This is a genomic window from Exiguobacterium sp. SH3S3, assembly GCF_004337115.1.
GTDB lineage: Bacteria > Bacillota > Bacilli > Exiguobacteriales > Exiguobacteriaceae > Exiguobacterium > Exiguobacterium aurantiacum_A.
The window spans coordinates 14,603-29,679 of sequence record NZ_SJUU01000006.1 but is presented as its reverse complement, the minus strand read 5'-3'; the positions used below and the strand labels follow the sequence as shown (position 1 = coordinate 29,679).

Genomic DNA, 15,077 nt, shown 5'->3' with positions numbered 1-15,077 from the left:
ACGCCCCGTCCATTTCGTTTCACTTTATCGTATTGCAACCGCTCGGCGTAGCGTCTCGGCGAGCAAAGCCGCCCCTTCAGGCAAGACGTCGCGGTCGAACGTCATCTGCGGGTGATGCAGTCCCGGCGTCAAATTTGCCCCGATCCCGATCATTGTGGCATCGAGTCCCGGTTTCTCGACCGTGTAAAAATGAAAATCGTCACTTCCTGACGTCACGATGCGATTGACGAGCGCGTCCTCGCCATGGAGTGCGATGATCGCTTCCGCTGCGATCCGGCTCGAGTGTTTCCCGATCTCGGCACCCGGCGTGAAGTCTTGCCATTCCAACTCGATCTCGACGCCATGCAGCACGCTAATTTGATGCAACATCGTCTCGAGACGGTCACGAAGCTCGAGCAGTTCTTTATTTTGCTGGGCCCGCACGTCAATCGAGAACGTGGCGTTGCCCGGAATGATATTTATGTTGTCACTTCCTGCCTGGACACCGGTCAGCTTGATCGAATGCGGCTCAAACGGCGACAGATAGATGCTTTTCAACATCTGTTGGATCGTGAAGACAACGTCGAGCGCATTCTGACCTTGGTGTGGCCTCGCACCGTGGGCATCGTCTCCGATGATTCGTCCTTTCAAGAACAAAGCGGCGCCGTGTTGAATCGCAGCGGCGTATTGGCCGTGCTTCAGCTCTTCGAGTGGGCGCAAATGAATGCCGTATAAGTGGCTGACATCGTCAAGTGCCCCTTTATTGATCATCGCGAGCGAGCCGTTACCTTGTTCTTCCGCCGGTTGGAAGATAATGCGGATCCGTTTCGAGAGCGCCTCGTCCTTCAACAGCTCGAGCGCGCCGAGCACCATGCTTATGTTGGCGTCGTGGCCGCACGAATGGTTGGCCCGGAACTCTCCGTCGACTTGTTGCCATAAGGCATCGATATCGGCTCGGACGGCGATAACGTCGGCACCGGTGCCGATTTCAGCGATGACACCCGTCACGTCGTCAAACGTCTCGTGACGCACGTTCCATGACGCCAAGATGTCCGCAATCGTCTTCGTCGTCTTTTTTTCTTTCCAACTCACTTCCGGATGAGCATGAAAATGCTCGAACCAGCTCAGTACGTTCATAGTCATGATTGATTCCCCCGTTATGTAGTCACAGTTTCTTGACACCTTTGATCAACACCCATTGCAGCGGCAGTCGACCCCATGTCACCCATTTTGGTAACGTCTTGCCACCGATCCGAGACGGTTTGAGTGCCATATTGATGTTTGCTGGGAACACGGCAATCAAAAAAGCTGGCAACGTCTTCTTGACGAAGCCGGTCCCTTTGTCCAAGAGCAACAACACGCCATAGACGACTTCAATCACACCGCTAGCCTGTACCATGAAGCGCTTAAACGGCCATGATTTCGGAATAATCGACATGAAGGCGCGCTCTTGAACGAAATGCATGATGCCGGCCCCTAAAAATAACACACCGTATAACTTACGAATCACGTTATCCCCTCCTTTTTCTAAGCATAACAAAAAAGATGGGCATCGTGCCCATCTTTACAACGCGTCTCCGTTCGCATTTTGAATCTCGACATCGACCGTTTCGGTCTTGCCGTCCCGGACGTACTCGATCATGACGACGCCGTCCGTGTCACGAATCAATTCGCTCCGCAAATCGATGAACGAGGACACGGGTTGATCGTTGATTTTGACGATGACGTCACGAGCCTCAAGGCCCGCTGCCGCCGCCGAACTGTTCGCCTGCACGTCGACGATAATCGTCCCGGCCGTCACCGACTCCGGTAGGTTGATCTGTTCAGTCAAATAACCAGGCGGGAACTCATTAACGTCACGCAATGAGACACCGAGCGACGGATGGTTCACTTCGCCGGTCTGCTCAATTTGATTGATGAGCGGCAACGCGATGTCGACCGGAATCGAGAAGCCGACCCCTTCGACAGAATCGGTCGCGATTTTCATCGAGTTGATCCCGATCAACTGACCGGATTCATTGATCAACGCCCCACCAGAGTTACCGGGGTTGATGGCCGCATCCGTTTGGATGACTTCGGCATTGAAGTCGGCTTGTCCGTTCTCGTCCGTATCGACCGGTACGAGGCGCGACGTCGAAGAGACAATCCCTCGTGTGACCGAGTTCTCAAACTGTCCGAGCGGGTTACCGATGGCGATGACCGTCTGCCCTGGTTTCAATTCGCTCGATTTTCCGATTTTAATCACAGATGGTACGTTGTCCGCATCGACTTCGAGCACGGCCAAATCGTACGTCGCATCGCTTCCCATGAGCTTCGCCTCAGCAGTTGAGCCGTCGTTGAACGTGACGGTCAGACGGTCGGCGCCATTGACGACGTGATGGTTCGTGACGATGTAAGCCGAGCCATTTTCTTTTTTATAGATGACCCCTGATCCGACCCCCGCTTCGACCGCTTCGTTCGAGAATCCGCTCGCCGCGAAGTTGTTCACGGTCACGACTGCCGGTTGTGCCACCGCGACCGCATTGGTGACCGATGTGTCTTTGATGTTCGATGAGGTTTGGACAGGTGTCCCGTCTGACGTCACATTCGTATTCGACGTAACGTCAGGTGCTTGATCAATAAACGGTAACGCAATCGCACCGGTCAACAACGCCCCGGCGACGCCGCCGATGAACCCTGGGAACATCCGGCTCATGAAAGAGGGCCGAGTGACTTGTTCCGCTTGCGGAGGCTCAGGCGCCCGCTTTGACGAACCTAGCTCTGTATCTAACCAATCTTCATGTCGATTTTGTTCATTTGGCCGATCATTTCGTTCCATAACATGTCATCTCCTCAATGATGTTTCCTCTAACTTCTACCCTGAGTATAATAGAAGCCGGCACCGTTTCATGGAATTGACGGAACGATTACAAGATTCTTCACAATTTGCGTCAATTTCGTCAGACGATGTCGTTCCGTAACGTGCCGAGCCCGGAAATCGTCACTTCGACCCGGTCTCCGGACTGGAGGTAGACTGGTGGCTTCATCCCATGTCCGACCCCGGCTGGCGTCCCGGTCGCAATGATGTCACCCGCTTCGAGCGTCATCCCTGTTGAGAGCGTCCGAATCAGTTCATCGATCGGCCGGATCATGTCATCCGTCGATCCGAGCTGACGGTTTTCGCCGTTCACGTCTGTGCGGATTGACAGTGGAAACTCGAGTTCTTCCGGCGTGACGATAAATGGTCCGAACGGACAGAACGTGTCGAACGACTTGCCGCGGAAAAACTGGACGTGCTGTTTTTGCACGTCTCGTGCCGTAATATCGTTAATGATGGTATACCCAAAAATGTGGTCCTCGACGTCTTGAATGTCGCGTCCTGACTTTCCGATGATGACGGCGAGCTCGCCCTCATAGTCAAGTTGGTCGGTAAGCGCTGCATGACGCTCGACGATGGCGTCAGGACCGACGACCGAGGTCGGTGCTTTCGTGAAGATGACGAGCTTACCGGCTCCCGCCGTATCCATCTCTTTCACGTGCTCCTCGTAGTTTTTCCCGATGCAGATGACATTTTTCAGCGGTCGGTAAGGTGCGAGCAGTTTGACGTCTTCGAGCAATCGTACGCTTGCGACGTCTAAATCGATATCTGGCTCGAATTCGCGAGCAATCACTTCTAACAATGAGTTCGTATGTAGTTGATCACTGACGTCATATACTCGGTCCCCTTCGACCACCCCGACTCTTGTCTCCCCTTCGACTTCATAGCTACACCATTTCATAATGATTTCCCCCTTTTTTGTTAGTATACAAAAAATCGGGGCGTTGTCGCCCCGATCATGCTTTGTTCAGAAAAATGATCCGCTGGTTGCTCGACCCCCGGAAACGGAGCGAGCGGTCCATGAGCGGCTGCTCGAAACGCCCGTCGACGAGGACGTCGGCGTGGTCAAGGACGGTGTCGATGTCCTCATTTTCTAGCTGTTGTAGCGCCTCGAACGTGTAGCCAGTATAGATCCAGACGTTCTTCCCGAGTGTCTTGCAACCGCGCACGACCTCCGACAGCTCAGCCGGTTGCAGGAACGGTTCACCGCCCGATATCGTCACACCTTCCCATGCGGCCGTCTCGACACGGTCTAACAACTCTTCGACCGAGATGTCGCGACCGCCTCGCGGATTCCACGATTCAGGGTTGTGACAGCCCAGGCAACGATGCGGACAGCCCGCTGTAAAAATCACGGTTCGAATGCCCGGACCATCTACGACCGATTCTTCAAGTACGGATAGGACGCGCATGATGTTTCACCCTCGCTCGTTCTTCTTCTCGTTTTGCCGAGTTCCATCGATCCATCGTCCCGACCAAATAACCGGTGATACGACGGATCCGCTCGATCTGATCTCGTTCCCCGCACGTCGGACACGACTCGTCGATGATCCCTTCTAGACCGCAACTCCCGCAACGATCGACCGGATGATTGATCGAGCCATAGCCGACGTCATGCGCCCGCATGAGCCGCACGATCGATTCAACCGCTTCCGGGTTATGGGCGAGCGAACCGTCGACCTCGACGTACGTAATATGTCCGGCGTCACATAAGGCGTGGTATGGCGCCTCGATTCGAACCTTGTCCCGGATTGAGACGTGTTGATAAACCGGGACGTGGAACGAATTCGTGTAAAACGCGCGATCGGTCACACCGGCAATCATCCCGAAATCGTGTTGATCGTTTAACACGAACTTCCCGGACAATCCTTCGGCCGGCGTCGCCAGTAGCGAAAAGTTTAAATCATGATCGTCCGCCGCCTGCCTCATCCGGTTCGCGAGATGGGTCACGATATCAAGCCCGAGACGTTCTGCTTCTCTTGATTCAACGTGCGTCCCGCCAACGAGGACACGTAGCGCTTCGGCGAGACCGATGAATCCGAGCGACAACGTCCCTTGTTTTAACACGTCTCGTAATTCCGATTCAGGCAAAAGCGTCTCACTCCCCCGCCAGACATGCTGCGCATAAAGAAAGCGGAATTCGTCCGCATGTCGCTTACATTGATAGTCGAAGCGCTCGAGCAATTGCTCGATGGCGATGTCAACGAATCCATCCAACGTCTTATAAAATGACTCGATATCGGATGACACGAGTGCCATCTTCACTAAATTCAACGTCGAGAACGATAAATTACCTCTTCCGATCGACGTCTCTGCCCCATGACGGTTTCCCATCACCCGCGTCCGGCAGCCCATGTAGGCAACTTCCGAAGCATGTGTCCCGTCATAGTACTGAAGGTTGAACGGCGCATCAACGAACGAGAAGTTCGGGAACAACCGCTTACCCGTCACGCGGCATGCGTGGCGGAACAAATCGACGTTCGGGTCCCCGTCATTGAAATTGACGCCTTCCTTTACTTTGAAGATTTGAATCGGGAAAATCGGCGTCTCCCCGTTGCCTAACCCTCGCTCTGTCGCTTTTAACAACTCGCGGATAAATACTCGTCCCCACCGACTCGTGTCGGTGCCGTAGTTGATCGACACGAACGGAACTTGACCGCCGCCGCGCGAGTGCATCGAGTTGGCGTTATGGATGAACGCCTCGCACGCCTGGTACGTCGCCGAGACGGTTTCCGCTTCAGCGATCTGCTGTTTTTGCTCCACCGTCAGCTCAATCGGTAATCCGTTCAACCGCTCGAGTTGACGTTCATACGTCTTCTCGACGTAAGGAGCGAGATCGACGTCAAACATCGGGAACGCCTGTCCCCCGTGCTGCATGTTCTGATTCGCTTGAAGAATGATCGAGGCGAGCGCCAGCGCCGAACGAATGTCCTGCGGGGGACGAATCGTCCCGTGTCCGGTGTGGAACCCGTTCGCGAGTAACTCTCCGAGCGGGATTTGACAACACGTCGTCGATCCGGTCACATAGTAATCGGCATCATGCACATACAAGTAGTTATCACGGATCGCTAGACGTGACCGTTCCGACAATAGGTACGTGGTCGATAATTGTTTTGACACTTCTGAAGATAAGCGCGCTAGTTTGCCGAGTGGCGACTTCCCGTCGACGTTGGCGTTCTCTTGGATCAAATCTTGATCTGGTAGCACACAGACATCATTATAAAGCTGGAGCATGTTCACTCCGCATCACCTCGCTATATATTGATTATTTAACGGCTGATAACCGATAAAAATTCTATATATAGATTATGTCACGTTTTATCGATTTGAGGCACGTCGATATTGTGACAGTTGCAACCGATCCCGAACGTAAAAAAACAGCCGAATCCCTGATGTGGGCTCGACTGTGCGCTTCGTGATGTATGTCATACTTCTTTGGCTGGCTTGACGATTTTCAGTTCGACTTCTTCTTGCTCTGACTCTTGTGCTTCACGCAATCCTTTAGCGTTCAACCATGTATAGATTGCTCCCATGAATAACGCGCCTCCGATAATGTTTCCGAACGTAGCCGGAATCAAGTTGTGGATGGCTCCAGCAAAGCTGATTGCTTCTGGATGCGGAACAACGAGTGTGAGTGCGAACAAGACGAAGTTGGCGATGACGTGATCAAACCCTGAAGCGAAGAAGACGGCCACTAGGAAGATCATCGAGAAGATTTGGGCAAATTCATTTTTCATTTGTTTCGGCAAGAAGATAGCGAGACAGACCATCCAGTTACAGAAGATGGCTCTAAAAAAGATTTCGACTGTCGTATGATGCATCTTGCTCTCGACGACGGCAAATAACCAGTTGTTCATGCCGAGCTCTTGAATGACTCCAGTCGGCGCGAGCAACAAGGCGAAAAGAATGCCGCCGAGCGCGTTCCCGACGAAGCAAAGCAACCAGACGAGCATCGTATCACTCAGCGTCGTATAGCCACGCATCGTTGAAGTCGTAAAATACATCGTATTCCCGGTAAATAGTTCAGCGCCTCCGTAGATGATCATGACGAGCGCGATCCCGAACGAGAATCCCCCGATGAGCGTCGTAAATGGTGAATCTACAAGATACATGCCGTTGACGACTTTTAATGTGAAGATTGATGCGAACCCGATAAAAATCCCCGCGAGCATTGCCCGTAAAAAATATTCCATCGGCCGATAGTGAATCATCGCTGAGGAAGCCTGTGCTTTCTTCCGTAATGATTCGAGTGCATGGATTTCCATTGATGCCATGTCACAAACCCTTCTTTCTGTTTAAATGAACCATATAATAAGAACAAACATGTGAAATCATTAACAATATAAGCCTGGAGCGACATTTTTGCAACTGCCCATTCGAACTGTTGACATACTTTTCACATCGTAATCGGTTACATTTGTCGGATTTGTGACTAAAAAAAGCGACCCTTCGTAAAGGGCCGCATGAAACCAATTATTCTTTCTCAGAAGACTCTGTCGTCTCATCAGTCGATGCTTTAGTCGATTTTTCTGGAGCTGAAGCTTCTTCACCTTCAGTTTCCTCTTCTTCGACTGCTACCGGCTCGTTCACTGATGCGATTTGAAGATCGCCTTCAGATAAGATTTCGTAATCTTTATTCTTCGGAATATCAGCAACTGTGAGTGAGTCACCGATCCCTAGCTCGCTAACGTCGAGCTCGATCCGCTCTGGGATGTTAGCAGGTGTTGCCGAAACAGTGACTTTATAGAGTGCTTGCGACAAGAAGCCGCCTTCTTTGACACCTTTCGCGTCGCCGACGAGTGTGACGTCTGCTTCAACTTCAGTTGCCTCATCCATTTTGACTGCCATGAACTCGACGTGCTTGTATGTGTTCGTGAACGGGTCAACTTCCGTCCCGTGAACGAGTGTGTTTACTTTCTTGCCGTCGATGTTGAGTTCGATCAAGGCGTTGTCACCGTGTTCCCGGAGAATCTTGCGCAATGCCATTTCTTCAAACGCGACTGGTGTGCTTTCGACTTTGTAGCCGTAAACGACACCAAGTACTTTTCCTTCTTTACGTAAGTTTGTTCGAACCGAACGTGGTCGTAATTCTCGTGTCGTTACTTTAAGCGTGTCTGTCATAATCATTTCCCCCTACTGGTTTATGAATCATGTCTACATCTTGAGGGTGAGGCAGTGTGAACTCCACCTCTCAACCTCGATGCGTTTGACGACATGTGTATATTGTTCCCATAGCTAAGCATCCATAAACGTTACAGTCGGTTAAATTAAGATTACAACGTTTGTCACATGACACGTTTGAACAACTTCTCGAGTTCATACGTACTCCACTTCACTAAAATCGGACGTCCGTGTGGACACGTATACGGAGACGTCGTCTCGCCAAGGTCGCGGATCAACTGTCGCATCATCTCGAGGTTTAACGGATGGTTCGCTTTGATCGATCGTTTGCACGCCATCAGGATCGACGCCTGTTCGCGATATTTAGCGATATCGATTGATCGGTCCCGAATCGCCATCTCGATCAAATCACGGACTGTCCCTTCGAGATCGTGCTGCGGGTACCATGTCGGGATTTCCCGGACGAGAAACGTATTGCCTCCGAACGCCTCTAAATCGAGGCCCGCTTCTTTAAGAAGCGGGGCGACTTCTTCGATCGCAAGCGTCTCTTGTTGGGTGAACTCGAGCGTGAGCGGCAACAGCAACAACTGATACTCTTTTTCCGGCTGGCCGAGTTGGTCATAAAACAGCTCGTACTTGATGCGTTCTTGGGCGGCGTGTTGGTCGATGATGTACATGCCATCGTCCGCGCCGCAGACGATGTAACTCGCATGGAGTTGGCCGATGACGTCGAGCGCCGGCAACCGGCTTTCCGCCTTTTCAACCCCCGGTTCTTCTGGCAGCACTGTTTCGACCGGTGTCTCTTGAACGAGTGGTGTCGGCGACCAGCGACTCGGAGATGTGACCGGCTCGCGTGGGATCGGATAGTTCCATGCGTTCGGCTCAACTGCTGTGTCTGAGCGTTCGACGGTGAAATCAAGCTTCGATTGCTCTGTCGGAACGGACGGCTGTCTTGGTTTGACCGACGGGATCAACCGTTGCTCCCGAAGTGTCAGTTGAACCGTCTCCCGGATCAGTTGACAGAGTTCCTTCTCTTTTGACAGCCGCACTTCCCGCTTCGTCGGATGGACGTTGACATCAATCAGCATCGGGTCCATGTTCACTTCGAGCACGGCGATCGGGTAACGTCCGATCGGCAGGAGCGTATGATAGCCTTCGAGCACGCTTTGCGTGAGCGCGAAATTTTTGATGCTCCGCCCGTTCAAGATCAGGGTCACGTACTGTTTATTTGAACGCGTCACTTCGGGCCGCACGAGGTGAGCACTCAAGCTGTAGTCATTCGTCTTGCTCGACGCCGTCACGATTTGGGCGGCGACTTGCCGACCGTAGATCGCGAGCATGACTTGCTTGATGTCCCCGTTCCCGTTCGTTCGGAGTAGCTCCTTGTCTTCATGGAAAGCCGTCAATCGAACTTCTGGGTGTGACAAGGCGATCCGGTTCAACGTGTCGGTGATGCTCGCGAGCTCGGTCGCAGACGTTTTCAAGTATTTCAAACGGGCTGGCGTATTATAGAACAATTGACTGACCGTGATCTCTGTCCCGACGTTAGCAGCAGTCGGTGTTTGCTCGATCACGACGCCGCCATGTAGCGTCATCTCAAAGCCGGCCTCATCAGCCCGGCGCGACTTTAACGTGACGTGACTGACCGATGCGATCGAGGCGAGCGCCTCGCCCCGGAATCCGAGCGTCCGAATCCGGAACAAATCATGTTCGTCTCGTATCTTGCTCGTCGCATGTCTTAAAAAAGCACGGGCCGCGTCATCCTCGTAAAAGCCGTGGCCGTTATCCCGCACTTTGATGAGCCGGATCCCGGCCTCTTCTAGCTCGACTTCCACTTTCGTCGCGCCGGCATCAATCGCGTTTTCGACGAGTTCTTTCACGACCGATGCCGGTCGTTCGACAACTTCCCCGGCCGCAATCCGGTTGGCTAACTGTTCTGGCAACTCTTGAATGATTCCCATCGACTCACCCTTTCTTCGCAGACTGTTGGAGCGCATAGAGCGCCTGCATCGCCTCGATCGGGTTCATCGCTAAAAGATCGAGCTCGAGCAATTGTTGTTTTAACTCATCTTTCGTCTCGAACAAAGAGAGCTGAGCGGTTTCATCGCTCGACTTCTTCGTTGTCGGGGCAGCGATCGGCTCTTTCTCTTGTTCGAGCTCTGTTAAGATCGTCCGGGCTCGTTCGATGAGCGATTGCGGCAAGTCGGCCAGTTCCGCGACGTGGATGCCGTAAGACTTGTCGGCCTTGCCTGGATGAACTTCATGCAAGAAGACGACGCGTCCGTCGCGTTCGATGGCGCGGACGTGGACGTTCTCGAGCGTCGGGATCGTCGTTTCGAGGACGGTCAGCTCATGATAATGCGTCGAGAACAGTGTCTTCGCGCCGATTGAGGCGGCGATATATTCGACGATTGCTTGCGCGAGCGCCATCCCATCATACGTCGACGTCCCGCGCCCGATTTCATCTAGCAAGATCAGGCTGTTCGCCGTCGCCTCGGTCACGGCCTGGCGCGTCTCGGTCATTTCGACCATAAACGTGGACTGACCGCTCACGAGGTCGTCCGCTGCCCCGATGCGAGTGAAGATGCGGTCAAACAGCGGCAGTTCGGCCGCCTCGGCCGGGACGAACGATCCGATTTGGTGCATGATCGCGATCAACGCGAACTGGCGCATGTACGTCGATTTACCGGACATGTTCGGTCCGGTGATCAACAGCATCTGACGCGAGTCGTCAAGCGTCAAGTCGTTGGCGACATAGTCACCGCGTGGCAGAACCGTCTCGATGACCGGGTGCCGGCCGCGATCGATTTGAACGTTTGCGGACGCTGTCGGACGCACGTAGTCCCGCTTTTCGGCGACGATCGCCAAAGCGAGCAGGACGTCAAGTTCACTGAGCGACCGTGCGAGCTGTTGCAACCGTTTCGTCTCAAGTTTGACTCGGTCGCGCAGTGTGACGAACAAGTCATACTCGAGCGTGCAGCTCTTCTCTTCCGCACCGAGGATGAGCGCTTCTTTCTCTTTCAGCTCGGGCGTGACGTAGCGTTCGGCGTTCGCGAGCGTCTGTTTCCGCTCGTACCGACCTTCTTCGAGTAAACGGGCGTTCGCTTTCGTCACTTCGAGATAATACCCGAAGACACGGTTGTAGCCGATCTTTAATGACTTGATTCCGGTCGCGATCCGCTCTTGTTGCTCCAGGTTCGCGATCCACGACTTCCCGTTCGCTTTCGCTTCAAGTAACTGATCGAGCTCTTCTGAATAGCCTTTACGAATCATTCCGCCTTCTTTCGTCGAGATCGGTGGAGATTCGACGAGCGCCGCTTCAAGGAGCGCCGCCAAGTCTTCGAACGTGTCCAAGTCCTCATGGATATGATGCAACCGGCTTGATGCGACCGCTTCGAGCATCACGCTCAAAGCCGGGATGCGTGCTAGTGTGTCGCGCAATTGTACGAGATCGCGCGCGTTCGCCGTCCCGTAGCCGACTTTCGCGACGAGCCGCTCAATATCATAGACGTGTTTTAATTCGTCCCGGAGTTGGTCGCGCAGCATGAAATCGTCAAGTAAGTTCTCGACCGCGTCTTGACGCTCATGAATCGCTTGCTCTGTATAGAGCGGTTGTTCGAGCCAACGCTTTAAAAGACGTCCACCCATGGCGGTCGTCGTCTCGTCGAGCAGTGATAAGAGTGAGCCTTTCCGTTCTCCGGACCGGGCCGAGCGGAACAGTTCTAAATTGCGTGCCGTATTCGGGTCGAGCTGCATGTGGGCTTCGACCTCATAGGCGATCGCCGGCTGCAAGTGGTCGAGCGCCCGCTTTTGCGTCCGTGTCAAATAGGCGTACAGCAAATCAAACGCGCTCACTTGGGCGTCGTCTTTCGCCGATGCGGACAGTTCGCTCGACCGGCGTTCGACTTGAATCGACAGCGGGATCCCGAGCGGCTGCAACATGTCCGCGAGCTGATCGTCATCGACTAATATCTCACTCGGGACCAATCCTTCGACTTCACGGAGGACCGCTTCTTTCGTCGGCAACGTCGTCAGCCAAGATTCACCTGTCGTCACGTCACCACGGGCGACCCCGTAGGTTTCACCAACTTTGGCGACGGCGACCAAATAACGGTTGTCTTTGTCTCCGAGCGCGGCCATGTAAGTACCTGGCGTGATGACTTGGATGACTTCCCGCTTCACAAGGCCTTTTGTCGCTTTCGGATCTTCCATCTGCTCACAGATTGCGACGTTGAATCCTTTTTCGATCAACTGCTCGATGTAGACGGCTGCCGAGTGATGCGGGACTCCACACATCGGGATCGGATGCTCGGCGTTTTTGCCGTTTTTCGCGGTGAGCGTCAATTCGAGTTCTTTCGCCACGATTTGGGCGTCTTCAAAAAAGAGCTCGTAAAAGTCACCGAGCCGGTAAAATACAAAGGCGTCAGGATAATCCGCCTTGATTGAAAAATATTGCTTCATCATCGGTGTCTGATGTATCGCTTCCATTTCGTCTCACCTCTATAAAGTAGAACAGCTGACCAAAGGCCAGCTGTTGTTTTTTAGTATCCGCAACCGCCGCGTGATTTCTCCGCTGCCATGCCGCTTCCTGTTTTACCTGCGAGTACGTCGCCTTCCGTCGCTTCGATGATTCGGTCCGTCACCGAGTTGGCGAGCGTCACCGTCACGTATTGAAGGAGGTCGTTCACTTCGACTTGTGTCTCTTGGAACGCCTGGACGACCGGAATCGAATCGAGTTCGTCCATTGCCTTGTCGATTTTTAGTTCGACTTTGGCAAGCGCTTCGGTCTTCCCGTAATGTTTGCAGTTGACCGCTTCTTTTTGTAAATATTTGATCCGTTTGATCAACGTTTGGACGCGTTCACTTTCGTTCACTTTCGTTTCCGCTTCTTTGAAGCGGGCCACTTCTGGAGTCTTTGCCAAAAGGTCGGCTAATTCTTTCGCTTTTTCAATCACTTGTTGGTCAGTCACCATCGTAAACCCCTTTGCACGCTATAATGTTATCGCACGTTTTCATGTGCGCATGTATTCCTCAACATTCTACCATGAACTTCTGGCGAACGGTACCGCACTGCTTTAGGAAGATTTTGTTCTTTCCCGCGTCATATCGACATGCGGGATACCGTCTTCTAAGTATTCTTCACTCGTTCGCGAAAAGCCGAAACTCGCATAGAACGGTTCGACGTATGTCTGGGCTTGTAAGTAGAGCTCGTCATTTCCAAAATCAGCGACTGCCGCATCCATCAACCTGCGAGAATAGCCTTTCCCCCGATGAGTTTGTCTCGTAACGACACGACCAATCGCGATCGGCGTTTCTTCGGCGAGCACCCGAAGTGCGGCGACAATCACACCGTTTTCTTCGATCCAGTAATGATGCGCCGTGACATCTTTCCCGTCGACTTCCTGATACGGACAATCTTGCTCGACGACGAACACCTCGGTCCGCAGCGCCAACAGATCATACAGTTCTTTCGTCGTCAGCTCATTAAATGTTTTCTTATGCATGACACCGTCTCCTTCATTATAGCTTTGCACCGAGCGCACGTCCGACGTGCAACCCGCTCGTCATTGCCCCGATCGTCCCCGCTCCCGGGAACACCGTATCCCCGCACACGAAAAAGTTCGGTAGCGTCGTCCGATAGCTCGCGGCATGGAACAGAGCCTGACGCGATGTTTGCGCATAGCCGCCGACAGCACCGTGCGGTCGTCTCGTATATTTCACCCACGCTCCTGGACCCCCGGGAAGGAGGACCGCTGATTCGCCCGTCCAGTCCGGAAACGCCCGCTTCACGGCCGAGATGAGACGCTCGGTCCATATTACTTCTAGTTTCTCATAGGTGGCCCTGTCTTTCCAATCGTCCCACTCTGATAAATCGATATGCGTCGAGACCGTCACGGTCCGTTCGGGGAGAGACGTCCGTAACACGTCGTCCGGAGCCGACATCGAGATGAAGGCATGGCCGGACGGCAAGTCGTCCGTATACACTTGTTGGAATAAGGGCCGGTCCAGACAGACGCGCTCGGGCAACGTCACGTATAGACTGAACGTGCCCCATTGCGATTGCTTCAACTGACGTCGATATTGCCCGGCAAATCGACGCTCGTCAGCACCGTTGAGCAAGCGATGTGTCGCCTCGAGCGGGATTGCGGCAACGACGATGTCGACGATCTCAAGCCGGCCCCGGCGATCGGTCAATAACCAGCCGTCGGCGACGCGCTCGATTTTCATGATTTGACGACCGAGCAGCGTCGTGCCTCCGCTATGTCGAATCGAGCGTTCCAAGGCGTGAGCGAGTGTGTACAATCCACCTTCGACGTAAAATGCTCCTTCATGATAAATCGATAGCGCGACGGTCGCGAGCAAGTAACTCGCCTCGCGTGCTCCCGTCTGTAAACTATCGAGTAAAATGCCATCGATGAATTGCTCGAACGGTGTCCCACCCAACCGATGACGTCGCAACGTTTCATGTAGCGGACGATATAATTTTACGAGTGCCGCTACTTGATTCGGCTGAAATCCGCGTAATGCGGTCAGCGCATCGTCTATCGTCCGGAGCGGTAAAGCCGGCAATCGCTCAAACAGCGGTCGGATTCTATCAAAATCCGTCCATACTTCTCGAAAGAATGACCGGATATCCGACTGCAGTTCCGGAAACTTTACGCTCAGTTCATCGAGAAACGCTTGGCGCGCTTGATAATAAACGACCGTTCGATCGTTCAAGTGGACGTGCATCACTTCGTCGAGCTTCTCGACTGCGACCGACTCGTTCAAATAGTCGAGCACGCGCTGATGGAGACCGCCTCGTTCGAAGCCCATCCCGAGCGTCGCCCCGGCCGGGAAGCGGTAGTCCCCGCGGTCGAACTTGCCGGCACATCCACCCCATTCGCGCGATGACTCAAAAACAATCACGTCATGTCCCGATCGACTAGCGAGAGCCGCCGCCGTCAACCCGGCGATCCCCCCGCCGATAACCCCGATTTTCATCTCCATCCCCTCCTGACTTCATCATACATCCGGTCGTCCTATTTTTGACGATTGAACGTGCTGCTCGTGACATTTTTCAAGTGTTAGGCAGGGTTCTGACAAACTATGGCGAAAAAACTCGATAAAGGACAGGTGA

The 15,077-nt window shown here is 53.4% G+C and carries 13 protein-coding genes; all 13 read right to left on the bottom strand.

Annotated elements, in window-relative coordinates:
• Positions 1 to 24 precede the first annotated feature (24 nt).
• Positions 25 to 1,122, bottom strand: coding sequence for an amidohydrolase (locus EVJ28_RS07155; protein ID WP_131488513.1), 1,098 nt, complete (start codon positions 1,120 to 1,122; stop codon positions 25 to 27).
• Positions 1,123 to 1,144: 22 nt separating this feature from the next.
• Positions 1,145 to 1,489: a DoxX family protein gene (locus EVJ28_RS07150; protein ID WP_201738407.1), complete on the bottom strand. Its 345-nt coding sequence runs from the start codon at positions 1,487 to 1,489 to the stop codon at positions 1,145 to 1,147.
• A 54-nt stretch (positions 1,490 to 1,543) separates the two neighbouring features.
• Positions 1,544 to 2,797: a S1C family serine protease gene (locus EVJ28_RS07145; RefSeq protein WP_131488511.1), complete on the bottom strand. Its 1,254-nt coding sequence runs from the start codon at positions 2,795 to 2,797 to the stop codon at positions 1,544 to 1,546.
• 121 nt (positions 2,798 to 2,918) lie between these two features.
• Positions 2,919 to 3,737, bottom strand: coding sequence for a fumarylacetoacetate hydrolase family protein (locus EVJ28_RS07140; RefSeq protein ID WP_131458623.1), 819 nt, complete (start codon positions 3,735 to 3,737; stop codon positions 2,919 to 2,921).
• Between the two features lie 55 nt (positions 3,738 to 3,792).
• Positions 3,793 to 4,248, bottom strand: coding sequence for an anaerobic ribonucleoside-triphosphate reductase activating protein (nrdG, locus tag EVJ28_RS07135; protein WP_131458622.1), 456 nt, complete (start codon positions 4,246 to 4,248; stop codon positions 3,793 to 3,795).
• On the bottom strand, positions 4,226 to 6,070 hold the full coding sequence (locus tag EVJ28_RS07130) for an anaerobic ribonucleoside triphosphate reductase (protein WP_131458621.1): 1,845 nt from the start codon (positions 6,068 to 6,070) through the stop codon (positions 4,226 to 4,228). The genes nrdG and EVJ28_RS07130 overlap by 23 nt, the downstream gene beginning before the upstream one ends.
• Before the next feature lie 191 nt (positions 6,071 to 6,261).
• A complete protein-coding gene (locus tag EVJ28_RS07125; protein ID WP_070327936.1) occupies positions 6,262 to 7,101 on the bottom strand; it encodes a formate/nitrite transporter family protein in 840 nt (279 codons plus the stop codon).
• A gap of 208 nt (positions 7,102 to 7,309) precedes the next feature.
• Positions 7,310 to 7,957: a 50S ribosomal protein L25/general stress protein Ctc gene (locus EVJ28_RS07120; protein WP_131458620.1), complete on the bottom strand. Its 648-nt coding sequence runs from the start codon at positions 7,955 to 7,957 to the stop codon at positions 7,310 to 7,312.
• 164 nt (positions 7,958 to 8,121) lie between these two features.
• On the bottom strand, positions 8,122 to 9,918 hold the full coding sequence (gene mutL / locus EVJ28_RS07115) for a DNA mismatch repair endonuclease MutL (protein ID WP_131458619.1): 1,797 nt from the start codon (positions 9,916 to 9,918) through the stop codon (positions 8,122 to 8,124).
• A gap of 4 nt (positions 9,919 to 9,922) precedes the next feature.
• On the bottom strand, positions 9,923 to 12,445 hold the full coding sequence (gene mutS, locus EVJ28_RS07110; protein ID WP_131488509.1) for a DNA mismatch repair protein MutS: 2,523 nt from the start codon (positions 12,443 to 12,445) through the stop codon (positions 9,923 to 9,925).
• Between the two features lie 53 nt (positions 12,446 to 12,498).
• Positions 12,499 to 12,930, bottom strand: a complete 432-nt coding sequence (locus EVJ28_RS07105; RefSeq protein WP_070327373.1) for a YlbF/YmcA family competence regulator — start codon at positions 12,928 to 12,930, stop codon at positions 12,499 to 12,501.
• 102 nt (positions 12,931 to 13,032) lie between these two features.
• Entirely contained in the window at positions 13,033 to 13,461 is a 429-nt protein-coding gene (locus EVJ28_RS07100; protein WP_201738300.1) for a GNAT family N-acetyltransferase, read from the bottom strand.
• Between the two features lie 16 nt (positions 13,462 to 13,477).
• Positions 13,478 to 14,941, bottom strand: coding sequence for a phytoene desaturase family protein (locus tag EVJ28_RS07095; protein ID WP_131488507.1), 1,464 nt, complete (start codon positions 14,939 to 14,941; stop codon positions 13,478 to 13,480).
• Between the last annotated feature and the right edge of the window lie 136 nt (positions 14,942 to 15,077).

Bases quoted from the DNA above. Each gene is read 5' to 3' on its own strand.
- EVJ28_RS07155 (WP_131488513.1), bottom strand. From the start codon at position 1,122: ATGACTATGAACGTACTGAGCTGGTTCGAGCATTTTCATGCTCATCCG.
- EVJ28_RS07145 (WP_131488511.1), bottom strand. From the start codon at position 2,797: ATGGAACGAAATGATCGGCCAAATGAACAAAATCGACATGAAGATTGG.
- EVJ28_RS07140 (WP_131458623.1), bottom strand. From the start codon at position 3,737: ATGAAATGGTGTAGCTATGAAGTCGAAGGGGAGACAAGAGTCGGGGTG.
- nrdG (WP_131458622.1), bottom strand. From the start codon at position 4,248: ATGCGCGTCCTATCCGTACTTGAAGAATCGGTCGTAGATGGTCCGGGC.
- EVJ28_RS07130 (WP_131458621.1), bottom strand. From the start codon at position 6,070: ATGCTCCAGCTTTATAATGATGTCTGTGTGCTACCAGATCAAGATTTG.
- EVJ28_RS07125 (WP_070327936.1), bottom strand. From the start codon at position 7,101: ATGGAAATCCATGCACTCGAATCATTACGGAAGAAAGCACAGGCTTCC.
- EVJ28_RS07120 (WP_131458620.1), bottom strand. From the start codon at position 7,957: ATGACAGACACGCTTAAAGTAACGACACGAGAATTACGACCACGTTCG.
- mutL (WP_131458619.1), bottom strand. From the start codon at position 9,918: ATGGGAATCATTCAAGAGTTGCCAGAACAGTTAGCCAACCGGATTGCG.
- mutS (WP_131488509.1), bottom strand. From the start codon at position 12,445: ATGGAAGCGATACATCAGACACCGATGATGAAGCAATATTTTTCAATC.
- EVJ28_RS07105 (WP_070327373.1), bottom strand. From the start codon at position 12,930: ATGGTGACTGACCAACAAGTGATTGAAAAAGCGAAAGAATTAGCCGAC.
- EVJ28_RS07100 (WP_201738300.1), bottom strand. From the start codon at position 13,461: ATGCATAAGAAAACATTTAATGAGCTGACGACGAAAGAACTGTATGAT.
- EVJ28_RS07095 (WP_131488507.1), bottom strand. From the start codon at position 14,941: ATGAAAATCGGGGTTATCGGCGGGGGGATCGCCGGGTTGACGGCGGCG.